Consider the following 24586-nt stretch of genomic DNA (forward strand, 5'->3'; position numbering starts at 1 on the left):
GTATGCATTGACGGTTTTGAGCCGTTGACCCTGTGCCTGCAGTTTCATAGGAAGAAAGCCGCATTTGATGCCCCAAAGGGAAGAGATATGACCCAAGCACCCGGCGCTCCGCGCTCCTTCCAAGAGATCATCCTGCGGCTGCAGACATACTGGGCCTCAAAAGGCTGCGCGATCCTGCAGCCTTATGACATGGAAGTTGGGGCAGGGACCTTCCACCCGGCGACCACCTTGCGCGCGCTGGGCACAAACGCCTGGGCCGCGGCCTATGTGCAGCCGTCGCGTCGCCCGACCGATGGGCGTTATGGCGAAAACCCGAACCGTTTGCAGCATTATTACCAGTATCAGGTGCTGGTAAAACCAAGCCCGCCGGATCTGCAGGAGCTGTATCTGGGCTCATTGGCGGCGATTGGCATCGATATGGAGCTGCATGACATCCGCTTTGTGGAAGATGACTGGGAAAGCCCCACTTTGGGCGCCTGGGGTCTGGGCTGGGAAGTCTGGTGTGACGGGATGGAAGTCAGCCAGTTCACCTATTTCCAGCAGGTCGGCGGCCATGACTGCACGCCGGTTTCCGGTGAGCTGACCTATGGTCTGGAACGTCTGGCGATGTATGTGCTGGGCGTGGATCACGTGATGGATATGCCGTTCAACGATCCGCAGTCGCCGATTGCGCTGAAATACGGCGATATTTTTAAGCAGACCGAAGAAGAATACGCGCGTTGGAATTTTGACGTGGCCAATACTGACGTGTTGCTGCGCCATTTTGAGGAAGCCGAGGCCGAATGCGCCGCGATCCTGGCGCAAGAACATGTAGATCCCAAGACCGGCAAGCGCATTATCATGGCGCATCCAGCCTATGATCAATGCATCAAGGCAAGCCACATGTTTAACCTGCTCGATGCGCGCGGGGTGATTTCTGTCACCGAGCGTCAGGCCTATATTGGCCGGGTGCGGGCGCTGGCGAAACAATGTGCAGATGCCTTTGTACTGACCGAGGCGGGTGGTTTTTCCGCTGAGGGTGCAGCCTAAGCGGGAGACGCGCCAATGATGGGTAAAATCCTGGCAGTAATTTTAGGGCTTTCGGCGGTCGCCGCCGGAGCCGCCCTTTATTACCTGCAAATCTATGGCTTTTATGATGAGGTCGCGCCAACTCCAGGCCAGGATGTGGTGTTGGTGCCGCTTGATGGCAGCGCACCACAGGCCATTGCCTATGATAGGTTTCAGGCGATTGATGCAGATAGCTCTCCCATTCGTTATCGCGCCTGTTTCACCACGGATCAGCGCCCAGATGCGTTGGCGGCACAGTTTTCTGTCACGGATATGCATGATCCGCGCAATGCGCCGGGGTGGTTTGACTGTTTCGATGCGCCCGCGATTGCCGAAGGTCTTGCCAATGGCAGCGCAACCGCCTTCATCGGGGTGAAAAATATCCATTTTGGCGTGGATCGTATTGTGGCGATCACCCAGGATGGGCGTGGATATGCCTGGCACGAGCTGAACAATTGCGGCCATAAAGCCTATGACGGCACCGTCGTTGGCGAAGAATGCCCGCCCCGAGACTAAAAATTTGACGCCGGGCGCGCCTGGCGAGACACAGAATAGATGCGCCACCGCGCAGCACCGAGGACCCGACGATGCCCGATCTTTTGATTGAACTGTTTTCCGAAGAAATCCCAGCCCGCATGCAGGCACGCGCGGCAGAGGATCTGAAGAAGAAAGTGACCGATGGTCTGGTGGAAGCCGGTCTGACCTATGCGGGGGCTGCGTCGTTTTCCACCCCGCGTCGCCTGACACTGGCGATTGATGGCCTGCTGGCCGAAAGCCCCACGGTGCGCGAAGAGCGCAAAGGGCCAAAGGTTGGGGCGCCAGATAAGGCGATCGAAGGCTTTCTGCGCGGTGCCGGTGTAGGCCGCGAAGATCTGGAAGAGCGCGACACCCCAAAAGGGGCGGTCTATTTTGCCACCATCGAAAAGCCCGGCCGCCCGGCGGCTGAGATTATCGCCGAAGTTATGGAAACCACCATTCGCAACTTCCCCTGGCCGAAATCCATGCGCTGGGGCACCAGCAGCCTGCGCTGGGTGCGCCCGCTGCATTCGATCCTATGCCTGTTGAGCAAGGATGAGGGCAGCGAGGTTGTACCGCTGGAGATCGAAGGCATCACAGCAGGCAACACCACCCGTGGGCACCGCTTTATGGCACCTGCAGAATTTACAGTGACCGGGTTTGACGACTACGCCACTCAATTGAAGCGCGCCTTTGTGGTGCTGGATCCGAAAGAGCGCGCCGATGCGATCTGGCAGGATGCCACCAATCAGGCTTTTGCATCGGGTCTTGAGGTCGTTGAAGACAAAGGGCTTTTGGCTGAAGTCGCGGGCCTTGTGGAATGGCCGGTCGTCTTGATGGGTGAAATTGCTGAAGATTTCCTGGGCCTTCCGGCAGAGGTCTTGCAGACCTCAATGAAAGAGCATCAGAAATTCTTCTCGGTCAAAAATCCAAAGACGGGTCGGATTGAACGCTTTGTCACCGTTGCGAACCGCGAAACGGCTGACAACGGTGCAACCATTCTGGCAGGCAACCAAAAGGTGCTTTCGGCGCGTCTGGCGGATGCGAAGTTCTTCTGGGAAAACGATCTGCGGGTTGCGCAATCGGACACCGGCATGGCGGCCTGGACTGAGAAACTGTCAAATGTGACCTTCCACAACAAGCTTGGCACCCAGGCGGAGCGGATTGATCGGATTGCAGCATTGGCGCGGGAGATTGCACCCGTTGTTGGTGCAGATGCGGATCTGGCGGAGCAGGCGGCAAAAGTGGCCAAAGCGGATCTTTCTTCCGAAATGGTCTATGAGTTTCCCGAACTGCAGGGTTTGATGGGGCGCTATTATGCCGAGGCTGCCGGGCTGCCGCAGGCGGTCGCCAATGCCTGTGAGTTGCATTACTCGCCGCTGGGCCCATCCGATGATGTGCCAACCGAGCCTGTCTCCGTTGCGGTTGCGCTGGCGGATAAGATCGACACGCTGACAGGGTTCTGGGCGATTGATGAAAAACCAACTGGGTCAAAAGACCCGTTTGCGCTGCGCCGTGCGGCATTGGGTGTGATCCGTCTGGTGCTGGAAAACGATGTGCGGGTGGGGCTGCAGAGCAGCTTTGAAGCGGCGCTTTCGGTGCTGCTGAAACGGAATGAGTGGTCGGCAGCTTTGACTGAGGCCAAGGGGCTGGAAGCCGGGCTGGATGGCGAAGAACTTGAAAGCGCCAAGAAACGCAGCCACGAGATGGAGCATCAAGTTGCTGCGGTGACAAAGGTGAGTGGTGAAGCGTCGGAGAACCTGCTGTCGTTCTTCCATGACCGTTTGAAAGTCTTCCTGCGTGACCAGGGTATCCGCCACGATGTGATCGACGCCTGTATTGAGATGGATGCAAATGACGATCTGACCCCGCTGGTGAAACGCGCCCGCGCGCTACAAGGCTTCCTGAGCACAGAAGATGGTGAAAACCTCGTGCAAGGGTTTAAGCGCGCCAACAACATCCTGACCCAAGCGGAAGAAAAAGATGGGGTTGAGTATTCCTACGGTGCGGATGTGAAATTTGCTGAGGATGCGGCAGAGAAAGCCCTGTTTGCAGCGCTTGACGGTGAGGGGGGAGCGATCTCCGCGGCCATCGAGGCCGAGGATTTCGCAGCCGCCATGGGCGGCCTGGCGCTCCTGCGGGCCCCGATCGATGCATTCTTTGAAGCGGTGCAGGTGAACTCTGATCACGACATCATCCGCCGCAATCGTCTGAACCTGTTGAGCGATATCCGCAAAGCCTGCGGCCAGGTGGCGGACCTGAGCAAGATCGAAGGCTAACACCATCATCAGCGACCGCAGGGCAGCGTGAAGCTGCTTTGTGGTCGCCCTGATGAAGGTTTTGCGCGGTCTTGGCGCACCCGTTAAGGCGGAAAGATTTTCAAACTCAGCCCTATGCAAGTGCTTGTGCAGTGATATGCTGTGGGTAGCGAAAGGATGCTGCAGTGCAGAAACATACCTCCGACCTACAGGGTGCCGTGCGCATTACCCCAACAGCGCAGATGCATGTAACGAGCCATGGCGGGCGGGCAAAATGTCTGCAACGCCTGGTGCGGCTGGATCTGCCAGTGCCGCGGACTGTGGCGCTGTCATTTGATGCGGTCCGTGGTATTGCCGCGGGCAAAATGCCCGATCTGGATGCGATACTTGCAGAATTTCCCGAAAGCGCGCTGCTGTGTGTGCGGCCGTCATCAGAAGATCCTGATTGGGGCGGGCCGGGGGCCGTGCTCAATATTGGGGTGAATGACGCGTGCTATATTGATCTGTGCGATGAGCTGGGGCGAGAGGCGGCGGCGGCAATCTATTTGCGGTTTGTACAGTCTTATGCCGTCCATGTGGCGCGGCTGGATCCGGATGTGTTTGATGATGTGGAAGACGGCGGCCCGGATGCGTTGGTCGAAATTCTGCATGCCTATGAAGCGGAGACCGATGAGAGTTTCCCGCAGAACCGCTCTGAACAGCTTGGGGCTGTGCTCAGATCGATGGCGCGCGCGTGGGATGGCACATCGGCCCGTTTGCTGCGTCAGGCCAATGGCGCCCCTGCGGATGCGGGGCTTGGGCTTGTGGTGCAGGAAATGGTGCCGGGGCTTGGACTTGGTGTCTGCGGATCCGGTGTGCTGCAGCTGGTCAATTCCAACACGGGGGAGCCACAGATAACCGGCCGCTATCTGGGACAGAGCCAGGGGCGGGATGCGCTGGGATCTGGGGTTGCGGCAATGTATCTGGCCCGCGATGAGCGGGGACCCTCGCTGGAAGAGCTTGCGCCAGATGCGTTTGAGGCGTTGAAAGAACATGCAGCGCTGATGCGGGTGCGCCTGCGCGAAGAGATGCAGGCTGAATTTGTGATCCAGAACGGCGAAGTGCACATTCTGGATGGGGTGCGCGTGCAGCGCAGCGCCCGAGGTGGGCTGCGCATGGCGGTATCCTTGGCCGAAGATCAAATCATCCCGCAAGAAGAGGCGGTTATGCGGATCGATGCGCATTCGCTGAATGAATTATTGCACCGGCAGGTTGCCCCGGATGCGGAGCGCGATCTGATCGGCAGTGGCATTGCTGCCAGTCCTGGTGCGGCCAGCGGGCGGTTGGTGTTTACCTCTGCCGAGGCGCAGGCAAGCGCGTCGCGCGGCGAAGACTGTATTCTGGTGCGGCGTGAAACCTCGCCGGATGATGTGCGCGGGATGCATGCTGCGGTGGCCGTGCTGACGGAAAGGGGCGGCATCACCAGCCATGCTGCGGTGATCGGGCGTGGGCTTGGCCTGCCGTGTATTGTGGGCGCATCTTCAATGCGGTTTGACTCGCGGCGCAAACGTTTGCGGGCGGCGGATGGCCGGGTGCTGCGCGCGGGCGATATGGTGACAATCGACGGCAGCTCTGGCGAGATCCTCGCAGGGGAGCCTGCAATGGTTGAAGCGGCGCAGGACGGTGCCTTTCAGACCTTGATGAGCTGGGCAGATGCTGCGCGTGATATCGATATTCGGGTGAATGCGGATACGCCGCGCGATGCGCTGACAGCGCGCAATTTCAACGCGCAGGGTATTGGGCTGTGTCGGACGGAGCATATGTTCTTTGATCCCGGTCGCCTGACGGTGATGCGCGAGATGATCTTTGCCGACAGCCCTTCGGAGCGCGAAGCGGTGCTGGAGCGGCTGCTGCCGATGCAGCGCGATGATTTCCGCGAGCTGTTCCGCATTATGGAGGGCTTGCCGGTCTGTATTCGCCTGTTTGACCCGCCATTGCATGAGTTTTTGCCTACAAACCAATCCGGGCAGCGTGAACTTTCTGAGGCGCTGGGGCTGCCGGTGAGCGAAGTGACCCGTCGGGTCGAAGAAATGGGTGAATACAACCCGATGTTGGGGCTGCGTGGTGTGCGCCTTGGGGTGACGGTGCCTGAAATCTACGACATGCAGGCGCGTGCGATTTTTGAGGCCACATTGGAGGCCTCGGATGAGGGCGCGGCCGTGGTGCCGGAGATCATGATCCCGCTGGTATCTGCCAAACGCGAAGTTGAACTGGTGAAAGCACGCATCGATGCGGTGGCGGCGGCGGTGCGGCTCGAGCGGGGGCGTGATTTTGATTATCGCCTGGGCGTGATGGTCGAAACCCCACGCGCAGCCTTGCGCGCCGATGAGATTGCGGCCCATTCCGCCTTCCTTAGTTTTGGAACTAATGATCTTACGCAGATGACTTATGGGCTGTCGCGCGATGATGCCGGGCGGTTTATGTCGGAGTATGTCCATCAGGGTGTGTTTGCAGAAGATCCGTTCCACGTTCTGGATGTGGACGGTGTCGGAGAGCTGCTGAAATTCGGGGTGGAGCGCGGCCGCGAAGCCAACCCGGGCGTCACCCTGTCGATTTGTGGTGAACATGGCGGCAACCCCGAATCAATCGCCTTTTGCCGGACGGTTGGCATGGATTATGTGTCTTGCTCGCCGTTTCGTGTTCCGGTTGCGCGTCTCGCCGCAGCCCAATTGGCAATTTCGGACCGAATTTTGAATTCTTCTAAAACTCGCTGAAAATTAAAGGTTTCTGCGTAATTTCCGTCGCTCTGACTGCGCTAACAGAGCGGCGGATTGGCGCGGGAATTTGGCTAACCCCAAAGCCTGACTAGACCTTTTGCAAAGTTTCCATTAGACGATCCGACCGCATGTACCCGGTTTTGCCGGGATGCGGTGTTTCTGGGGGTAGAAATATGACCAAGGTTAGACTGGCCGCTGCGGCTGCTGCAGCGTTCTTCCTGTGCTCGTCTGCACAGGCTGAGGCCAATTTGGGCGCATTGTTTCAGCGCGAACAGACCAACTTGCAAGATGTTCCATCCGATCGCTTTTCGCGTTTTTTCGAGCCTAGCCGCAAAACACGGCAGGCCAAAGGCGAAAATGTGGATTTTACAAATGAATGGCTGGATGCGCGTCCCAAGGCAAAGGGTGATGCACAGTTTGCCTGTCTTGCTGAGGCGCTGTATTTCGAAGCCCGTGGTGAAACCGTTAAAGGCCAGTTTGCCGTGGCCGAGGTGATCATGAACCGGGTGAAAAGCGCTCAGTTCCCGAATACGGCCTGCAAGGTTGTGAACCAAGGCACCGGGCGCAAGCATCAATGCCAGTTCTCTTACACCTGTGATGGCCACAAAGAGATCATCGCGGAGAAACGCGCCTATGAACGTGTGGCAAAAGTTGCGCGGGCTGTTCTGGATGGTACCAGTACTGAGCTGACCAATGGTGCCACCTATTACCACACCACTGCAGTGCGCCCCCGCTGGAGCCGTAGCTTTACCCATACGATCCGGATTGGGGTGCATAAGTTCTACCGGGACGACCGCTTTCGCACTGCTGCGAAGAATTAATCTGCACCCGCAGGACTGATCGGCCAAAATTGCCCCATCGTCGTTGGGTTTTGGTCTGTTCATTGGATTTACCTTGGGTGTAGACAGGCAGTCTGACCCTGTTTTTACTTTTGGTTTGCGCATCGGCCTTGGCAGGCGGCATAGTCTGCCTAGGATCGCGCAAAGCGGACAGAGGTCGAAACAGGAGGGGACGCGGGGATGACTTCAGAAACGCAGCTTGCCTTTGATCACCCAGAGGCACGTTCACTTGCCAGCGCAACAGGCCCGTTGGATCGCCTGTCACTGCGCAATCACATCGTGGATGTGGAAATCGGCGCTTTTCAGGCTGAGCGCGATATGACCCAGCGGCTGAGCTTTAATCTCGTGGTCGAGATTGCGCCATTGCCCGCAGATCTGGATGATGATGTGGATCGCATCCTCTCTTATGATCGTCTGACTGAGGCTATTTCCTATGAACTCGCGGCAGAGCGGCTGAATCTGCTGGAAACGCTGTCAGAGCGTATAGCTGCGCGTGTGCTGCTGGAGCCGCAGGCGCAACGGGTGTTTGTACGCATCGAAAAGCTGGATCGCGGCCCCGGCGCGCTGGGGGTTGAGATCGTGCGCAGCAAAACAGAGACTGCGCCAGAACCTGCTGCGGCCTCTGCAGCGGCCACACCCAAAGTGGTGTTTTTGAGCCCGGATACATTTGATAGCGTCATCTGCAAGAAACCTGCCGCGAAGTTTTTAGCGGATATTTTGTTGGAAGACGGCCCCGTGGTGTTTGCCCTACCGGCAGCACCGGTTGCTTCGGTGGCGGATACTGCCGCCCAGTTTCACATTGATTTGCTGGCGATAGAACAAAACGCATGGCGTTTGGCCGCGCAAGAAAATGCGCTGCGGGTGGTTTCTAGCCGCGCCGAACTCGACTGGGCGGTACGGGAACAACAAAAAATAATCTGGGCACCGTCCAAAATGGTTTTAGATTCCGTTGAAGGCCCGCCTGCGCTGGGCCCTGCTGGGGGTCTCTCTTTGGCAGCGTGGCTTGCGCGTGAATGTGAAGCCAGTGCGTTTGTCGCAATTGGCGTTGCTTCGGATGAGCTGGCGGGCGAAGATTTGGCTGATGTGGCACATCAGCTTGTAGATCTGGAGCAAAGAGAGCCGTGATTTATTATCGACCACTTGTACGACATGGAGAGGCGCGCCCTGAGGGTGCCTTGCCGCTGGCTGGCGGGGCGTTGTGGTTTTCTGAGGTTGAAGCTCTGGAGCGTGGGCGTCCGCCACAGGTGCTGCCTGTGGGCCTTTTGCCGGAAGACAGCCGTCGCCGTCTGACCGCGCGGCGTGCAACTATTGCCGGGCTGGATATGACCACTCCGCAGATCATGGGTATTTTGAACGTCACGCCGGATAGTTTTTCCGATGGCGGCCAGCATGCGGATGATGAGGCGGCCTGTCAGCTGGGGCTGTCTTTGCTGGAGCAGGGGGCGAGCATTCTTGATATCGGCGGTGAATCGACCCGGCCCGGTGCCACATGTGTGGAAGAAGTCGAAGAGATCGCCCGCACCGCGCCTGTGATTGCCGCCTTGCGCGAACAGACCTCGGCGCCGATCTCAATCGACACCCGCAAAGCATCCGTAGCGCTAGAGGCGCTGGAGGCGGGAGCGGATTTGATCAACGATGTGTCGGGCTTTACTTTCGACACTGCGCTGGCACCGCTTGCAGCACAGGCCGGAGTGCCCGTTTGTATCATGCATTCGCAAGGCAATCCGGACGAGATGCAGGATGATCCGCAATATGAAAATGTATTGCTCGACGTTTATGATTTCCTGTCTGACCAGATTGATCGCCTGGAAGCGATTGGGGTTTTGCGCGATCAGATCGTGATTGATCCCGGAATCGGCTTTGGCAAGACACAAGCGCATAACCTGACGTTGCTGAAATACATCAGCCTGTTTCACGGTTTGGGCTGCCCGATCCTGTTGGGTGCCTCGCGCAAGCGTTTTATCGGGGAAATCGGCGGTGCAGCGCAAGCTTCTGCGCGTATGCCGGGTTCTGTTGCCGTGGGGCTTGCGGCGCTAGGGCAAGGTGTGCAAATCCTACGCGTGCATGATGTGGCAGCCACAGCGCAGGCAGTTCGCCTGTGGCAGGCACTACGATAAAGGGGCCGGTGCTTGATCGGTCGATGACCGATGAGGCACGAGTAATGCGCAAGCTGTTTGGAACCGATGGGGTGCGAGGCACCGCCAATATTCACCCGATGACTGCAGAGATGGCGCTGCGCATTGGTGCGGCCGTCGGGCGGTATTTTCGCCGCGATCAGGGCAGCGGCCACCGGGTGGTGATTGGCAAGGATACCCGCCTGTCGGGCTATATGTTTGAAAACGCGCTGACCGCCGGGCTCACATCAACCGGGATGAACGTTTTGCTGCTGGGGCCGGTGCCAACCCCTGCGGTTGGTCTGATGACCCGTTCGATGCGTGCCGACCTTGGTGTGATGATTTCGGCAAGCCATAATCCAGCTGACGACAATGGCATCAAGTTCTTTGGTCCGGATGGGTTCAAACTGTCTGACAGTGCCGAGCTTGAGATTGAAGCGCTGATTGAAAGCGGCGTGGAATGCGCGCAGCCGCAAAACATCGGCCGCGCCCGCCGGGTGGATGATGCACGGTTCCGCTATGGCGAGCGGGTGAAGGGCTCGATCTCGCGCGATATCCGGTTTGAAGGCCTGAAAGTGGTGGTGGATTGTGCCAATGGCGCCGCCCACCGTGCCGCGCCTGAGGTCCTGTGGGAACTTGGTGCTGAGGTTATCCCGATGGGGGTTTCACCCGATGGGCGCAATATCAACGCTGGCTGTGGTTCGACCCAGCCCGAAGCCGCGGCCAAAATGGTTGTTGAACAGGGTGCGCATGTGGGCATCTGTCTGGATGGGGATGCGGACCGGGTCATTATGATTGATGAAACCGGCACCGTTGCCGATGGTGACCAGCTTATGGCGCTGTTGGCGCGGCAATGGCATCGTGATGGGCGCCTTGGCGGCAACGCGCTGGTGGCAACCGTGATGTCCAACCTTGGCCTTGAGCGAGCGCTAGAGGCTGATGGGATCGCGTTGGAGCGCACCGCGGTGGGCGACCGCTATGTGGTTGAACGCATGCGCGAAGGTGGCTTTAACCTGGGCGGTGAGCAATCGGGCCATATCGTGATGACGGACTATGCCACCACGGGAGACGGGCTGATGGCGGGTCTGCATTTCCTGGCAGAAATGGTGCGGTCTGGCTCTAAGGCGTCTGAGCTGGCCCGTCAGTTTACCCCGGTGCCGCAGTTGCTGAAAAACGTGCGTTTTGCTGCGGGTGAAACCCCGCTTGAAAACGGATCAGTGCAGGATGCAATTGCCAGTGCAGAACAAAAACTGGACGGCAAGGGGCGGCTGCTTATTCGCAAATCCGGCACCGAGCCGCTCATTCGGGTGATGGCTGAATGTGAAGACAAGGAGCTTTTGCTCCATACCGTTGATCACGTGGTGCAGGCGGTTGAGGCTGTAAGCGCCGCCTAAGCGTTTTGATCTATGAGATTATGAAAAGGGGGCATCCGTGCCCCTTTTTTTGCGAGCTTACAGCCCAAACATTTTTTTGAGGTTTTTGAACTGGCTGATTGCGATGCCTGAAAGGATAAATCCCAGCGCGACGATCAGAGTGTAAGAAATCGCTTCTTTCAAGAACACGGCCCCCAATAGTACCGACCAAACCGGAATTTGGTAGCTGGTAAGGCTCATGAATACGGGGCCTGCGCCACGCACGACCAAAACGCGAAGAAAGTTTGCCGCGGCGGTTGGGCCAAGGCCAAGCACAGCCAGCCATATGCCGGTGGTCGCATCAGGAAGTGGCGGTGGTCCTTCAACGGTCCAGGCAGCTGGCACAATCACGCAGGCACCAATGATCAACTGCATGGCTGCCAGCCCGACCGGATCAATGGCGGGGAGGCGCCGGGTGAGAATGGACGATGTGGCATAACACAGCGCCGTTGAAATGCAGGCGAGTTGACCGAGCCATTCAAGCTGTGAACCGCTGCCGCTGAGGGCTTTGCCACCAAACAAAACAACGATGCCTACAAAACCCAGCGCCGTGCCAATTATTCGCCGAGGGCCCATTTTTTCGCCGGGCAGCAAGAAATGCGCCAGCACCACAATGATCAGGGGCACGGTGCCCATGCTGATGCCTGCAAAGCTTGAGGTTGTGTGCTGCAATCCCCAGCTCAGCAGCATGAAGGGAACAGTTGTGCTGAAAACTCCAATCACCAGCAGCGGAGGCCAGCTGGTGTTTTGTTTGAACAGTTGAAATCCACGCAGCCCCCAGACCGAGCCAAGCAACAGTGCGGCAAACCCAATCCTACCAGCGGCCAGCCAGAAAGGGGTGATGCCACGCAGGGCCAGCTCAACCAACATGAATGTGCCGCCCCAGACAAAGCCCAGAACAATGATCATGATCCAATAACGAGGGGCGATTTCAGGCATTTAATCCTCAGGCACTGTACCTGGAAAGCCTTAGGTGGTGGCTCGGTAAACGCAAGCTTGTTTGTGCGTGCCCTTGCGTTTTTACACTTGTGCGGGTTTGCGGCGATGGCTTGAAAGGATCAATCCGCCCAGGATCAACGCCAGTGCAACAAAAAACTGCTGCGGCAGGGTTTCACCGAGCAAGAGAAAGCCAAACAGAACTGACCACACCGGCACCTGATAGTTGACCAGAGACAGAAACGCAGGACCCGCGCTGCGTGCAACCTGTACCAGCGTCACCTGCGCCAGTGCCGTTGGGAAAAGGCCAAGCGCGATGACCGCGAGCGCCGGTGTTACGGAGTGGGGCAGGGGCGGGATCCCCTCCTGCCACAGTGCGGCCGGAAAGATCAGAACGGTTCCGCAGATCAGCGTTGCAGCAGAGAGCGACAGCATGTTCACATTTGGGCAGAGCCGGGTGACAATCGCGCCAAGCGCATAACACAGCGCCGCCCCCACGCAGGCCAGGCGCGCAAGGGTTTCGAGATCTGCGCCGGTGCTCACAAAGGCATCAAAACCGATCAGCACCAAAACGCCAACAAAGCCCGCGGCAAAACCCAGCGTGCTGTGCAGGTTCATGCGGCTATCTGGCACCAGCAGGTGGGCCAGCGGCAGTACAAACAGCGGCACCACCGCCATTGTCACCCCGGCAAACCCGCTTGCCACATGGGTCATCCCCCAGCTGAGAAGCGAAAATGGCAGCGCATTGGACAGTATTCCCATGATGAGCGCGCAGAGCCAGATAATACGACCCTCGCGCTGCCGGAACGATGGCAAGCCGATGCCATTAACAAGTACAACGGCGGTTAGGAAAAAGGCACCGAGCCCGATCCGCAAGGCTGCAATTGTCAGCGGCGGAAAGCCCTGCAGCGCAACCGCGACGCCCATGAATGACGCGCCCCAAATGATGCCGAGTATCAGCAGCTTGATCCAGTTGACTGCACCTATCGCCATGGTTTTGTCTCGTGTGGTTGCGGGCAGTCTTATGGGCTGCTCGGGGAGGAGGGTTTGATTAAAAACGGCTTGATCAGCTGAGGATCTACCGCGCTGTTCTGGAAAGATTGCCTATTTCTGAACAAAGCTGGCGGGCTCTGAAAACAGTCAATATTCCAAAAAAGAAACAGGGCCGACGATGCCGACCCTGCTTCAATAATGCAATCGTTAAAGAGACTTAGTTCTTCTCTTTGTCGACCATTTTGCCTGCAGAGATCCAAGGCATCATGTCGCGCAGCTTGCCGCCGACAACTTCGATCTCGTGCTCGTCGTTGGCACGACGCGAGGCTTTGAGGGTGGGCTGGCCAACAGCGTTTTCCAGCATGAAGTCGCGCACGAATTTACCTTGTTGGATGTCGGTCAGGACGTCTTTCATGGCTTTCTTGGTCTGCTCGTAAGGCAGGATACGCGGGCCGGTGACGTACTGGCCGTACTCGGCGGTGTTGGAGATCGAGTAATCCATGTTGGCAATGCCGCCTTCATAGATCAGGTCAACGATCAGCTTGGTTTCGTGCAGACACTCGAAATAGGCCATTTCAGGTGCGTAGCCTGCTTCAACCAGGGTTTCGAAACCGCAACGGATCAGCTCAACGATACCGCCACACAGAACCGCCTGCTCACCGAACAGATCGGTTTCGCACTCTTCGCGGAAGTTGGTTTCGATGATGCCCGAACGGCCGCCACCGATGGCGGAGCAATAGGACAGGCCGATTTCCAGCGCTTTGCCGGTTGCGTCGGTGTCAACGGCTACGAGGCAAGGAACGCCGCCGCCTTTGGTGTATTCGCCGCGTACGGTGTGACCTGGGCCTTTAGGCGCCATCATGATCACGTCAACGCCTTCTTTAGGCTCGATCAGGCCAAAGTGCACGTTCAGGCCGTGGGCAAACGCAATTGCGGAACCCGGCTTGATGTTGTCGTGGACGTATTTTTTGTAGGTTTCGGCCTGCAGTTCGTCGGGCATGGTGAACATGATCACGTCACACCAGGCTGCCGCTTCTGCGATACCCATAACCTTCAGGCCTTCGCCTTCGGCTTTTTTCGCGGAAGCAGAACCTTCGCGCAGAGCAACAACAAGGTTCTTTGCGCCGGAATCGCGCAGGTTCAGAGCGTGCGCGTGGCCTTGCGAGCCGTAGCCCAGGATGGCGACTTTTTTGTCTTTGATCAGGTTCACATCGCAATCGCGATCGTAATAAACGCGCATGTCACGTCTCCTCAGTTTGAATTTGAGGTGATCATATGGGTTTTACAGAGAGGTGCGAGGGTGTTCTGCGTGAAATATCGTCACATTTTGATCTTATCATTCGCGATTTGATCTAATAGTGTAAAATTCATGCTTGATGACCTTGATCGACGAATATTACGCCGTATGCAGGCGGAGCCTGAGCTTTCGCTGCCAGATCTGGCGGATCAGTTGGGGTTGACGCCATCACGTTTGTCGCGCCGGGTCGAGAAGCTGCGCGAGGCTGGTGTCATCGAAGGTCTGCGGATGGAGATCGACTGGCGCGCGCTGGGCTATGAGGTCGAGGTGTCGCTGCGGGTGACGCTGGATAAGACCTTTGCGCAGGCCTTTGATCAATTCATTGCAGCCGCACGCAAGATCCCCGAGGTGTTGGAGATCCAGACCTTTCTGGGGCAGGTGGATGTGCGCCTCACGGTGATTGCGCGGGATATGGTGCATTATCAGGGGATCTACCGCAGCCAGATCCTGCTGTTGCCACATATCGCCGACATTGAGGCCCTGATGCATGTGGCACGGATCAAATCAGACGAGAGCCTGCCCATATGAGCGCGTATGATGATATCGATCTGGCACTGCTGCGAGCGTTGTCTGAGGATGCCAGTCAATCCGCGGGCGCATTGGGGCGCGCATTGGGGATGAGCCAACCGGCCACATGGCGGCGGATTAAACGGTTGCAAGACAGCGGGGTGTTGCGCGGGCGCAGGCTGGATCTCAATCGGGAAAAACTGGGTTTTGGTGTGACGGTTTTTCTGGGCATCAAGCTGGGCACCAAGGGGCGGGTGTCGCTTGAAGATTTTGAACGCGCGGTGTCTGCCATCCCTGAGGTTCAAAGCGTTGAACACGTGCTTGGCCTATATGACTATCGCTTGCGGGTGGTGGCGCGCGACATTGCTGATTTTGAACGGGTGTTGCGGCGGCGGGTGATGACATTGCCCGGAGTGGGCAATGTGGAGGCAAATGTGATGTTGTCCGAAGAGCGCAGGCCGGGGCCGTTGGGGGCGATCAGCGCACCCCTAGACCCATCTGCATAAGGGTGCGACGCACCGGCGGCAGCGAATAAAGCGCGCTGAGCCCTGCGGCGCGCAGATCGCGCAGCGGACGGGGTGTCAGCATGGATGTGCGATTCAAAAGATCAATGCCACGCACCCGGATCATGATCTCGCGGTGGCGCGCCTTGTGGTAAGCGCTCAGCATCTGGGCATCTCCAATGGCATCTGGGCGCTCGTTTATCAGATCGCGCAGGACAATCAGATCCCCCAGAGACATATTGAGCCCCTGCGCGCCAATTGGGGGCACCACATGCGCGGCTTCGGCCATGAGCGCGACACGTTCACCGTCCAGACGGGCCGCGGATTGGCTGATGATGGGCCAGATCGTGCGGTTCGAGGCCAGTGTCAGCGGGCCGTAGATGCCGCCGCTGCGTTCGGTCATGGCGTGTTCAAACGCCTCTTTTTCCAGGCTGAACAGCTCTTGCGCGCGTGGGCCGCGCTCCATCCAGACCAGCGCCGAAGAGGGTTTGCCATCGTGGTCGGGCAGGGGCACCAAGGTGAACGGGCCGCCTGAACGATGCACTTCGGTTGAGACATTGTCATGGGGTTTTTCATGGGTCACTGCCAGCGCCAGCGCCTTTTGCCCATAGCGCGTGGTGGAAACTGGGATACCTGCGGCCTCACGGATCGGAGAGTTGCGCCCATCGCAGGCCAGTACCAATTTGGCGGTGATCGTGCTGCAGTCGCTGAGACCAACCTTGGCGCTGTCAGAGCGGGTGAAAAGCTGGCGGTTTGCAACACCAACCCCAAGGCGCAGATCGACGTTCTCCAGTTCAGTAAGACGTGCGAGCATTTCGCGGCGCAAGAGCCAGTTCGGCAGGTTCCAGCCAAAGGGCTGCTCGGATATATCTGAGGCGTTGAAATCGCGCACAATGCGCGGTGTGGGCTGGGCGCCGCCTGCGTCGACAATACGCATGATCTGCAGCGCAGCTGCGTGGTCTTGCAGGCGATCCCATAGGCCGATTTCAGACAACAGGTTCTGGGCAGGCTGCAAGAACGCGGTGGTGCGCATGTCTGCACCTTTGCGGTCGCGTTCAGTGATAGGCGGTGTTGGATCCACACAAATCACATTCAGCCCAAGAGAGCCGAATGTGGCGGCCGCCGTAAGGCCCGCAATGCCGCCACCGGAAATGAAGATATCGCAGCTGTCAGCCATGGGAATGCCCTCCTGAAACCTCCCCATCACATAGGGCGCACAGGAGGGGAAGTACAGGTGACAGATTTACCCTGTGTTCATTCGCCTCGGGCTTAGCCGCGCGAAATGAGGACCAGAAGCGCAAAGATAACAGGTACCAAGGCCACGGCAGGCAGGTAGAGCCCCGGAAGACCAAAGAGCAACACCAGTGTAGCCCAGCCCATCAGGAATGTCGCCAGCGCATAATAGAGATTTTCCTTGGCGCCATAGGCCACTTCTTTGGAAATACGGCCCAATACGGGCACCGCAAACAGCACGCGTTCAAAGGGTGTCAGTTTTTCGGGCAGTTCATATGCGGCCATAACATGTCTCTCATCTATGTCTTTGCGCTCATATAGGCGCGGCTTGACTATGGGCCAAATACGCCTTTTGCCGCAGGGCAGCATCACTGCAGCTGTTGCAGAAATTGGGTCAGATCATCGGTGTGGTGGTGAATATGCGGTGCGGGCGCGGCATCCGGGGCGACATGAACCGTGCGCATGCCCATTTCATGGGGCGCGGCGAGGTTGCGTGGGTCATCTTCAAACATCGCAGCAGAGTGTGTTTCAATATCGGCTTGCGCAAACACCTGTTCAAAGGCGCGACGCTCAGGCTTTGGGTGGTATTCAGCGTGTTCGACGCCGTAGACCTCATCAAAGACCTGATCCAATCCGCGCGCTTTCAAAACCCGGCGTGCATAGGGGGCAGATCCATTGGTATAGACAATGCGTTTGCCGGGCAGATCAGCGATATAGGCCGCCAGATCGTGGTCAATTTCCAGGTGATCCAGCGAAATATCGTGCACCGCATCCAGGTAGGGCAGTGGGTCGATTTGGTGATGTGTCATCAGACCTGCTAAGGTGGTGCCATGTTCGCGCCAATAGGTGCTGCGCAGATGGTCGGCGGTCTGGCGATCCACGCCCAAGACATCCATCATATATTGCGCCATCTTGGTTTCGATCTGGTCAAACAGCCGCGCTTTGGGGGGATACAGCGTGTTGTCCAAATCAAAAACCCAGTGGCGAATATGTGCAAAAGCGTGTTTAACCATACCACCTGTTAGGCCAGGACGTACCCCGAGGCAATGATTGGGGCATCAAGCTGCGGGAAAACGGCGCAATAGCTGCGCCGGGCTTGCACGAAAATACGTGCGGTGTAGACATAATATTCGGACCGTAACAGGGATTACAATGTACCAGAACCGCAGCAACCACAAAGAAGCCTATGAACTGATCCTCGAAGCCATTGATGTTGGGGTCTATCGCCCTGGTGATCGATTGGTGGAAAGCGATCTAGCAGAACAGTTCGGCGTGTCGCGCACCCCGATCCGCGAAGCGTTGCAGCGTCTGGAAACCCAATCTTTGTTAGAGCGCGATGGGCGCTCGTTGATTGTTGCATCGCTGGATCACAACCAGATGGCTGAGCTTTATGCGGTGCGCAGTGAGCTTGAGGGGCTGGCAGCACGGCTCGCGGCAAAACATGCAACACCCGAAGAGGTGCGTGTGCTGCGCGAGATGGTGAATGCCGATGATGAACTGGTAGACAGGCCGTCCGATCTGGCGCGGGCCAATCGGCGTTTCCACGAACAGATCCATCTCGCCTCACACAACCGGTATCTGGTGCAGCAGCTTGATCTGGTGCATCGCACCATGGCGCTTATGGTGAACACTTCGCTGTCGGCACAGGGGCGGGGGCGCATTGCGCAAACGGAGCACAAGAACATCGTTACGGCGATTGAAAACCGTGACGAAGAGGCGGCGTACCGCGCGCTGAAAGAGCATATCTCGGTCGCATTTGTTACCCGTCTGAAGCAGGATGCAACGGCGCGCGAACAGCAGCGGTGACGGATGTAAGCGCAACATGGGGCGCGGTTTTCTGGGGCAGATCACTGTGGATCCCATGTTGGGTTTTGTCCCAGTAAAACGGCCGTTGGATCAATTCATAAAGCGATTTGAACACCGCAATTGTACCCAGTGGATAGTAAAACAAGAGTGAGAAGGCCCAAATGGCAAGTTTGGGCCGTCGGCAGGCAAAAGCCGCGGCAAATCCCAACGTGACCGACAGCGCTTCGCAGCAGATCATAAAACCGATCATGACGTTCAATGTGGCAGCTGAGACAATATCAGCGGTAGGGTGGCCAAGACCCAGCCACCAGGCCCAGTAGCTCCACAGAACCGGCGCCAGTATGAATTGGCCAAGCGTTCCAAGAAAAAACGCCTGCAAGCCGATGAATTTACGCCAGCCGATATCATTGAGCGTGCGGGCTGGATCCCGCATGTGTACCATATAGGTCAGCATAAACCCTTTGAGCCAGCGGGAGCGCTGTTTGACCCAGGGCCATGGTCGACAGTTGGCTTCTTCGAAGGTGGTCGAGGGCAGCATGCGGGTGTCATAGCCTGCACGCGCAAGCCGGACCCCAAGATCTGCGTCTTCGGTGACGTTATGGGCGTCCCAGCCCCCGATGTCTTGCAACACTTTACGCCGAATGAACATGGTGGTGCCCCCAAGGGGCAGGATCAACCCGAGGCGTTCAAGCGCGGGCATAACAATGCGAAACCAGCCTGAGTATTCCAGCGTGAAACATCGTGCCAGCCAATTGGCATTTGGGTTGTAGTAATCCAGAACCCCCTGAAAACAAGCCACATTGCTGGGCGCGCTGGCAAAGGCGCGGGCGATTTTTTCCAGCTGGTCACCTTCGGGCGCGTCTTCGGCGTCCCAGACGCCAACAATATCGCCACGGCAAAAATCGAGCGCATAGTTCATCGCGCGTGGTTTGGTTTTGAGCCCACCGCTGCCCGGAACCTCGATCACATCAATCCAATGGGGCAATTCTACCTTTTTCACGGCGCTTTTCGTCAGCGCGTCGCTGTCTTCAAGCACGAGAAATACTTCTATCAAGGTGCGGGGATACGACAGTTTCCCAAGGCGGCGCAGCAGATCCCGGCTGATATCGGCCTCTTGGTACATCGGGACGAGTATGGAAATCCTCGGCAGTCTCAGAAGGCCCTGTTTGTGTGTTGGTAGCACCGGGGCTGTTTCCTTGCGCCTGCGTAGGTGGAGGAGCACACCTATGAGCCGCAGTGACATAAAAAGCGCCATAAAGACCAGCGCAGCAGATGTCAGAACCAACAGGCTGAGATGGGGAAAGAAGGTGCCGCATAGGATAAGTGCAAAGCCAAAAAGGCAAAGTGCGCTGCGTCGGTTTGTGCTCATCAGGCTGCGACAACTCAACCGGTTCGGGGGGCGTGCGGAGGCTGCTGAGGCTAAATCACTGCGAAAATGCTGTGCAAGCGTCTGGCGGATTTCTGCCTCGGGGGCGAGCACGAAGCTGAGCTGTGGAAAACTTTCGCGCAAACCCTCTTCGAGGCGGGCGCGGTCTTCGGGATGTGCAATTGCGATAACAACGCGCTTTCCAAGATGTAGCCAGGGGATTGCACAGTGTTCCAACCAGAAGGCTGCTGGTTTTCGGCCCAGCAGACGTCGGTTGAAATTGCGCCCGGAAAGGCTGACAACCGGGAGATCAAACTGCGCAGAGAGAGCCGCTAACACTTTGTTTTGGCTGGCCCAACCTTCGGAAATCAGAATATGTCCAAGGCGCGCGCGCTGATGCTGTTGCAAGATCAAGGCGCGCATCAAACGATCACTGCTAATCGCTTTATCGCGCACTAGCAATTGACCAAGCAAAGGGCCTTTTTTGGGAAATGCCACAACATTTGTTGCGGCTTTTCGGATGGCCTGAAACTCTCCCATAATGGTATTATCCCTGTGGAAAAATACCTTATAAATAGAGCGGCCGGTGTGGTTAATTTAGTCTTAACGGTGCGATGGCGTTCCGCTGTATTTACGGCGGAACGCCTTGAATTTACGATGCTTTGCGCTGGGCCATTGCGTCTGCGAAACGCTCAAACAGGTAGTAGCTGTCTTGTGGGCCCGGGCTTGCTTCGGGGTGTTGCTGCACTGAGAACACTGGGCGGTCTGCAATGCGGATGCCACAGTTGGAGCCATCAAAAAGCGAAACGTGGGTCTCTTTCACGCCTTCAGGCAGCGATTGTGCATCGACTGCAAAACCGTGGTTCATTGAGGTGATTTCCACCTTGCCGGTCTCATATTCTTTAACCGGGTGGTTTGCACCGTGGTGGCCGTGGTTCATCTTGATGGTTTTTGCACCCAGTGCGAGTGCAAGCATCTGGTGACCCAGGCAAATGCCAAACACCGGAAGATCGGTGTTATCCAAAATGGTTTTGATCATTGGCACCGCATATTCGCCGGTTGCGGCTGGATCACCCGGACCGTTGGAGAGAAACACGCCATCTGGGTTGTGGGCGAGGATCTCTTCGGCGGTTGCATTTGCGGGCAGTACGGTCACATCACAGCCAGCTGACGCGAGGCAGCGCAGGATGTTGCGTTTGGCGCCAAAATCCACGGCGACAACCTTGTGTGCCGGAGCTTCCTGACGGGTGTAGCCCTCGGGCCAGGCCCACCGCATTTCGTCCCATTTGTAAGATTGGTCACAGGTGACCTCTTTGGCGAGGTCCATGCCTTCGAGGCCAGACCAGGCACGCGCTTTGGCCACCAGGGCTTCAACGTCAAATTCGCCATCTGGGTTGTGGGCCAGTGCAACATGGGGCGCGCCTTGCTGACGGATCGCGCGGGTCAGGCGGCGGGTGTCGATACCTCCAATGGCGATGCGGCCGGTACGGGTGAGCCAGGCTTTCAGCTCTTCGGTGGCGCGCCAGTTGGAGGCAAGTGTGGGATCCCATTTGACCACCATGCCGGCAGCCACGGGATCACCGGTTTCATCATCTTCTGGGTTGATGCCAACGTTGCCGATGTGCGGGAAGGTAAAGGTCACGATCTGGCCGGCATAAGACGGGTCAGTCATGATTTCCTGATATCCGGTCAGGGCTGTGTTGAAGCAAAGCTCTGCCACAGTCTCACCTGTGGCACCAAATCCGGTGCCATAAAAGACGGTGCCATCTGCGAGCGCCAGACATGCTGTGGGCTTGGACGGGGCGGTGACGGCCATGACTCAACTCTCCATGCGGGTAAAATTCACGGGTATGTAAAGGGCGGTGAAGAGCCGGTCAAGCTATGCTCTTAAGCATTGTGGCGAAAACTCATCCTGAATCGGACATGATCGGCAAGAATGATGTTTGAATGTTAGGGCTAAATGGCACTGTCTTGTCAGCTCTGGTCAAACTGGTTAAAGGTCAACGCTCTTGATCTATAGGCACGGAAGAGAACCATGGATACGCGTAAACAGGTCAATGATGCCCTGAAGCAAGCGATGCGAGACAAAGCAACCGGGCGTTTGGCCACCTTGCGTTTGATCAACGCGGCCATCAAAGACCGCGAAATTGCCGCCCGTGTGGACGGTGATGAAGTTGGCATCGATGACAGCGAAATTCTTGCAATTCTGAGCAAAATGACCAAACAGCGCAATGAAAGCGCCAAGGCTTATGAAGAAGGCGGGCGACTGGACCTGGCCGAGCGCGAGCTGGCAGAGATTGCGGTGATTCAGGAGTTCCTGCCCAAGCAGCTGGGTGAGACTGAAATGGTCAATGCGATCCGTTCAGCAATCGAAGAAAGTGGCGCTGCATCGATTCGCGATATGGGGAAGGTGATGGGAGTTCTGAAGGCCAAGTTCACCGGCCAGATGGATTTCGCCAAAGTTGGCCCGCTGGTGAAAGATCAGCTGTGTACTGGCGGCGATTGCTAAATCTCCCAAGTACCACAAGTGCAGAACCCGCCCGTTTCAGACGCGGCGGGTTTTTTTATGGCTGCTGCTGCGTGTTTTGAAACAAAGAGTGCAGCTCTTCAAACAGCGATTCGCGTTCTTCTTCTGACAGGAACGCACCGATTTCGACCTCACGCCCGGCGCCTTGTAGCGTCACATAATTGGGAACGGGTCCAGTTTTGTCGTGCATCTTGACCTGGACCCAATGTCGATTGCAGTTCCAGCTTTGGATTTTGTTCGCGGGGCCATAACGCGTGAGCTGCGCATCCGTGTCGCCAAGTGTCAGCACTTCGAGGATCTGAGCATGTTTGCGATTGAGATCGAGCGCCCATTTCAGCCCAAATAGCGCCAGAAGTAAAAACGGCAGCAGGCCCCAGATCAGCAGGGATCCCAATGCAATCGAGAGCGGCAAGATCAGCAGCCCCGCGGCAGTAGCGATTACGGCAACATAACCTTCTGGCGTCAAAGACTGGTGAGGCCACAGGTGGAGCTCTGCCTCAGGCGCGGTTGTGGGTTTTGTCCATTCAAATGGCATTGGCAGGTCCACTAATAGAGCGGGGCTCCGATCAAAGGAGCCCCGTTCCGTGTTGCATGTTAGAGCATTGCTCTAGTGGGAATGTGAACGATCCCACTCTTCCTGCTTGGGCAGGATTTCAAACGTATGCTCCGGTGGTGGAGAGGGCAGTGTCCACTCCAGTGTGTCTGCATATTCGTTCCAGTAGTTGTTCTCGGTCACTTTGGCGCCGCGCAACAGCGAGTAGATCACCACGCCGAAGAACAGGAGGAACGATGCAAAGGACAGGAATGCACCCCAGGATGAAACCTCATTCCAGAAAGCAAAGCCTTCGGGATAGTCGATATAACGACGTGGCATGCCCTGACGCCCCAGGAAGTGCTGGGGGAAGAAAGTCAGGTTTGCACCAACGAAGAACATCCAGAAATGGATCTTTGCGCCCAGTTCATTGTAGTGGCGGCCAGTGACCTTACCGAAGTAGAAGTAAATCCCGGCAAAGATTGCAAAAACCGCACCCAGTGACATCACGTAGTGGAAGTGTGCCACAACATAGTAGGTGTCGTGATAGGCGCGATCGACCGATGCCTGTGACAGTACCACGCCAGTTACACCACCCACGGTGAACAGGAACAGGAAGCCAAAAGCAAACAGCATCGGTGCTCTGAGATCGATGGAGCCGCCCCACATGGTTGCGATCCACGAGAACACCTTTACGCCGGTTGGTACCGCAATCACCATTGTGGCCAGCATGAAGTAGGCCTGCTGATTGAGCGACATGCCCACAGTGTACATATGGTGCGCCCAGACCACAAAGCCAAGAACACCAATGGCGATGATCGCCCAGACCATGGGCAGATAGCCAAACACCGGTTTGCGGGAAAAGGTGGCGATCACATGGGAAATGATGCCAAAGCCGGGCAGGATCACGATGTACACTTCCGGGTGGCCAAAGAACCACAGGATGTGCTGATAGAGGATCGGATCACCGCCCCCTGCAGGGTCAAAGAAGGTGAAGCCAAAGTTACGATCCATCAACAGCATGGTGATCGCGCCGGCCAGAACTGGCAGCGACAGCAGGATCAGCCACGAGGTGACAAAGATCGACCAGGCAAACAGCGGCACTTTGAACAGGGTCATGCCTGGTGCACGCATGTTCAGGAAGGTGGTGATCATATTGATCGCACCCAGAATAGATGACGCACCCGATACGTGGACGGCAAAAATCGCCAGATCCATCGAGTAGCCGCCCTCGTTCACGGAAAGTGGTGGGTACAGAACCCAGCCCACGCCCGAGCCGAGCTGATCGTTGCCGCCTGGGCTGAATACAGAACAGACCGCCAGCGCGGTGCCTGCCACATACATCCAGAAGCTCAGGTTGTTCATCCGCGGGAACGCCATATCTGGCGCGCCAATTTGCAGCGGCATGAAATAGTTGCCAAATCCGCCAAACAGGGCTGGAATAACCACAAAGAACATCATCAGAATGCCATGACCGGTGATCAAAACATTCCAAAGGTGTCCATTGGGCGTGCAAGGATCGGCCGCGAAGCCTTCCGTACACATATATTGTACCCCGGGATCCATCAGCTCCAGTCGCATGTAGACTGTGAAGATAACCGAGATAAGACCAGCGAGTGCCGAAACGATTAGGTAGAGAATGCCGATATCTTTATGGTTCGTGCTCATGAACCAGCGCGTGAAAAAGCTGCGCTCGTCCTCATGCCCATGACCATGTATGGCTGCATCTGCCATTTAGGTGCCTCCTGTTACATATATTCGGGCGCACGACCTCCCAGTGGCCCGAACTCTCACAGAAGTTTTAGTGTGCGTATCGCAGCGCATCAATGGGCGAGTTTGATCTAGATCAAGAATAAACGTCGCATCCCATAGATTGTGCAGGGGCAAGAACGACAGGAGAAGGTGCTTGACCTTGGGGAATGGGGCACGGAATACATCTACACA

At 57.0% G+C, this 24586-nt stretch carries 22 protein-coding genes; 12 read left to right on the forward strand and 10 right to left on the reverse strand.

From position 1 onward, the window contains the following. Positions 1–87: 87 nt before the first annotated feature. The 8 genes from GG681_RS10810 (at position 88) to glmM (ending at position 10924) form a co-directional block, all read left to right on the forward strand. Positions 88–1029 (forward strand): glycine--tRNA ligase subunit alpha, encoded by a 942-nt coding sequence (locus tag GG681_RS10810; protein ID WP_153548001.1) that lies wholly within the window; start codon positions 88–90, stop codon positions 1027–1029. Positions 1030–1044: 15 nt separating this feature from the next. Continuing rightward, on the forward strand, positions 1045–1563 hold the full coding sequence (locus GG681_RS10815; RefSeq protein WP_153548003.1) for a DUF6446 family protein: 519 nt from the start codon (positions 1045–1047) through the stop codon (positions 1561–1563). Between the two features lie 119 nt (positions 1564–1682). Next, on the forward strand, positions 1683–3842 hold the full coding sequence (glyS, locus tag GG681_RS10820; RefSeq protein ID WP_408057667.1) for a glycine--tRNA ligase subunit beta: 2160 nt from the start codon (positions 1683–1685) through the stop codon (positions 3840–3842). A 221-nt stretch (positions 3843–4063) separates the two neighbouring features. Next, the gene (locus GG681_RS10825; protein ID WP_153548309.1) at positions 4064–6574 is read left to right on the forward strand and encodes a putative PEP-binding protein; all 2511 of its coding nucleotides are present in this window, start codon (positions 4064–4066) and stop codon (positions 6572–6574) included. Positions 6575–6750: 176 nt separating this feature from the next. Next, entirely contained in the window at positions 6751–7398 is a 648-nt protein-coding gene (locus GG681_RS10830; protein WP_153548007.1) for a cell wall hydrolase, read from the forward strand. A 198-nt stretch (positions 7399–7596) separates the two neighbouring features. Continuing rightward, entirely contained in the window at positions 7597–8541 is a 945-nt protein-coding gene (locus tag GG681_RS10835; RefSeq protein ID WP_153548009.1) for a dihydroneopterin aldolase, read from the forward strand. Then, on the forward strand, positions 8538–9533 hold the full coding sequence (gene folP / locus GG681_RS10840) for a dihydropteroate synthase (RefSeq protein ID WP_328593350.1): 996 nt from the start codon (positions 8538–8540) through the stop codon (positions 9531–9533). The genes GG681_RS10835 and folP overlap by 4 nt, the downstream gene beginning before the upstream one ends. 44 nt (positions 9534–9577) lie before the next feature. Next, the gene (glmM, locus tag GG681_RS10845; RefSeq protein ID WP_153548011.1) at positions 9578–10924 is read left to right on the forward strand and encodes a phosphoglucosamine mutase; all 1347 of its coding nucleotides are present in this window, start codon (positions 9578–9580) and stop codon (positions 10922–10924) included. A 57-nt stretch (positions 10925–10981) separates the two neighbouring features. Here glmM and GG681_RS10850 read toward each other — a convergent pair whose 3' ends face one another. The 3 genes from GG681_RS10850 to ilvC all read right to left on the reverse strand — a co-directional run bounded on the left by GG681_RS10850 (position 10982) and on the right by ilvC (position 14111). Beyond that, positions 10982–11881, reverse strand: coding sequence for a DMT family transporter (locus GG681_RS10850; RefSeq protein WP_153548013.1), 900 nt, complete (start codon positions 11879–11881; stop codon positions 10982–10984). An 81-nt stretch (positions 11882–11962) separates the two neighbouring features. Next, entirely contained in the window at positions 11963–12871 is a 909-nt protein-coding gene (locus tag GG681_RS10855; protein WP_153548015.1) for a DMT family transporter, read from the reverse strand. Between the two features lie 217 nt (positions 12872–13088). Beyond that, positions 13089–14111 carry a ketol-acid reductoisomerase gene (gene ilvC / locus GG681_RS10860; protein WP_153548017.1) on the reverse strand — a complete coding sequence of 341 codons (1023 nt, stop codon included), beginning with the start codon at positions 14109–14111 and terminating at the stop codon, positions 13089–13091. 129 nt (positions 14112–14240) lie between these two features. Between ilvC and GG681_RS10865 the strand changes: the two genes are divergently transcribed. Both GG681_RS10865 and GG681_RS10870 read left to right on the forward strand, forming a co-directional pair. Next, positions 14241–14696 (forward strand): Lrp/AsnC family transcriptional regulator, encoded by a 456-nt coding sequence (locus GG681_RS10865; protein ID WP_153548019.1) that lies wholly within the window; start codon positions 14241–14243, stop codon positions 14694–14696. After that, complete coding sequence (locus tag GG681_RS10870; protein WP_153548021.1) at positions 14693–15181, forward strand: Lrp/AsnC family transcriptional regulator; 489 nt, start codon at positions 14693–14695, stop codon at positions 15179–15181. Before GG681_RS10865 ends, GG681_RS10870 begins: the two co-directional genes overlap by 4 nt. Here GG681_RS10870 and GG681_RS10875 read toward each other — a convergent pair. The 3 genes from GG681_RS10875 to GG681_RS10885 form a co-directional block, all read right to left on the reverse strand. Next, a complete protein-coding gene (locus tag GG681_RS10875; RefSeq protein ID WP_153548023.1) occupies positions 15153–16355 on the reverse strand; it encodes a UbiH/UbiF family hydroxylase in 1203 nt (400 codons plus the stop codon). The two genes, GG681_RS10870 and GG681_RS10875, sit on opposite strands and share 29 nt — an antisense overlap. A 92-nt stretch (positions 16356–16447) precedes the next feature. Continuing rightward, positions 16448–16696, reverse strand: a complete 249-nt coding sequence (locus GG681_RS10880) for a hypothetical protein (protein WP_153548025.1) — start codon at positions 16694–16696, stop codon at positions 16448–16450. Positions 16697–16779: 83 nt separating this feature from the next. Continuing rightward, entirely contained in the window at positions 16780–17424 is a 645-nt protein-coding gene (locus GG681_RS10885) for a pyrimidine 5'-nucleotidase (protein ID WP_153548027.1), read from the reverse strand. Positions 17425–17563: 139 nt separating this feature from the next. On the opposite strand from GG681_RS10885, the gene GG681_RS10890 reads away from it, so the two are divergent. Continuing rightward, positions 17564–18217, forward strand: a complete 654-nt coding sequence (locus GG681_RS10890) for a GntR family transcriptional regulator (protein WP_153548029.1) — start codon at positions 17564–17566, stop codon at positions 18215–18217. On the opposite strand, the gene GG681_RS10895 is transcribed toward GG681_RS10890, so the two are convergent. Next, positions 18171–20006 carry a glycosyltransferase gene (locus tag GG681_RS10895; RefSeq protein ID WP_153548031.1) on the reverse strand — a complete coding sequence of 612 codons (1836 nt, stop codon included), beginning with the start codon at positions 20004–20006 and terminating at the stop codon, positions 18171–18173. The genes GG681_RS10890 and GG681_RS10895 overlap by 47 nt on opposite strands. Positions 20007–20235: 229 nt before the next feature. Further along, the gene (gene carA / locus GG681_RS10900; RefSeq protein ID WP_153548032.1) at positions 20236–21399 is read right to left on the reverse strand and encodes a glutamine-hydrolyzing carbamoyl-phosphate synthase small subunit; all 1164 of its coding nucleotides are present in this window, start codon (positions 21397–21399) and stop codon (positions 20236–20238) included. A gap of 219 nt (positions 21400–21618) precedes the next feature. On the opposite strand from carA, the gene GG681_RS10905 reads away from it, so the two are divergent. Beyond that, on the forward strand, positions 21619–22092 hold the full coding sequence (locus tag GG681_RS10905; protein WP_153548034.1) for a GatB/YqeY domain-containing protein: 474 nt from the start codon (positions 21619–21621) through the stop codon (positions 22090–22092). 55 nt (positions 22093–22147) lie between these two features. On the opposite strand, the gene GG681_RS10910 is transcribed toward GG681_RS10905, so the two are convergent. Next, entirely contained in the window at positions 22148–22645 is a 498-nt protein-coding gene (locus GG681_RS10910; protein WP_153548036.1) for a DUF2244 domain-containing protein, read from the reverse strand. A 72-nt stretch (positions 22646–22717) separates the two neighbouring features. Next, a complete protein-coding gene (ctaD, locus tag GG681_RS10915; protein ID WP_153548038.1) occupies positions 22718–24376 on the reverse strand; it encodes a cytochrome c oxidase subunit I in 1659 nt (552 codons plus the stop codon). Positions 24377–24586: the final 210 nt, after the last annotated feature.

This window comes from Tritonibacter aquimaris (assembly GCF_009617595.1).
GTDB classification, from domain to species: domain Bacteria; phylum Pseudomonadota; class Alphaproteobacteria; order Rhodobacterales; family Rhodobacteraceae; genus Epibacterium; species Epibacterium aquimaris.

Coding starts and splice junctions, on each gene's coding strand:
- GG681_RS10810 (WP_153548001.1), top strand. CDS start 88: ATGACCCAAGCACCCGGCGCTCCGCGCTCCTTCCAAGAGATCATCCTG.
- GG681_RS10815 (WP_153548003.1), top strand. CDS start 1,045: ATGATGGGTAAAATCCTGGCAGTAATTTTAGGGCTTTCGGCGGTCGCC.
- glyS (WP_408057667.1), top strand. CDS start 1,683: ATGCAGGCACGCGCGGCAGAGGATCTGAAGAAGAAAGTGACCGATGGT.
- GG681_RS10825 (WP_153548309.1), top strand. CDS start 4,064: ATGCATGTAACGAGCCATGGCGGGCGGGCAAAATGTCTGCAACGCCTG.
- GG681_RS10830 (WP_153548007.1), top strand. CDS start 6,751: ATGACCAAGGTTAGACTGGCCGCTGCGGCTGCTGCAGCGTTCTTCCTG.
- GG681_RS10835 (WP_153548009.1), top strand. CDS start 7,597: ATGACTTCAGAAACGCAGCTTGCCTTTGATCACCCAGAGGCACGTTCA.
- glmM (WP_153548011.1), top strand. CDS start 9,578: ATGCGCAAGCTGTTTGGAACCGATGGGGTGCGAGGCACCGCCAATATT.
- GG681_RS10850 (WP_153548013.1), bottom strand. CDS start 11,881: ATGCCTGAAATCGCCCCTCGTTATTGGATCATGATCATTGTTCTGGGC.
- GG681_RS10855 (WP_153548015.1), bottom strand. CDS start 12,871: ATGGCGATAGGTGCAGTCAACTGGATCAAGCTGCTGATACTCGGCATC.
- ilvC (WP_153548017.1), bottom strand. CDS start 14,111: ATGCGCGTTTATTACGATCGCGATTGCGATGTGAACCTGATCAAAGAC.
- GG681_RS10865 (WP_153548019.1), top strand. CDS start 14,241: ATGCTTGATGACCTTGATCGACGAATATTACGCCGTATGCAGGCGGAG.
- GG681_RS10870 (WP_153548021.1), top strand. CDS start 14,693: ATGAGCGCGTATGATGATATCGATCTGGCACTGCTGCGAGCGTTGTCT.
- GG681_RS10875 (WP_153548023.1), bottom strand. CDS start 16,355: ATGGCTGACAGCTGCGATATCTTCATTTCCGGTGGCGGCATTGCGGGC.
- GG681_RS10880 (WP_153548025.1), bottom strand. CDS start 16,696: ATGGCCGCATATGAACTGCCCGAAAAACTGACACCCTTTGAACGCGTG.
- GG681_RS10885 (WP_153548027.1), bottom strand. CDS start 17,424: ATGGTTAAACACGCTTTTGCACATATTCGCCACTGGGTTTTTGATTTG.
- GG681_RS10890 (WP_153548029.1), top strand. CDS start 17,564: ATGTACCAGAACCGCAGCAACCACAAAGAAGCCTATGAACTGATCCTC.
- GG681_RS10895 (WP_153548031.1), bottom strand. CDS start 20,006: ATGCGCGCCTTGATCTTGCAACAGCATCAGCGCGCGCGCCTTGGACAT.
- carA (WP_153548032.1), bottom strand. CDS start 21,399: ATGGCCGTCACCGCCCCGTCCAAGCCCACAGCATGTCTGGCGCTCGCA.
- GG681_RS10905 (WP_153548034.1), top strand. CDS start 21,619: ATGGATACGCGTAAACAGGTCAATGATGCCCTGAAGCAAGCGATGCGA.
- GG681_RS10910 (WP_153548036.1), bottom strand. CDS start 22,645: ATGCCATTTGAATGGACAAAACCCACAACCGCGCCTGAGGCAGAGCTC.
- ctaD (WP_153548038.1), bottom strand. CDS start 24,376: ATGGCAGATGCAGCCATACATGGTCATGGGCATGAGGACGAGCGCAGC.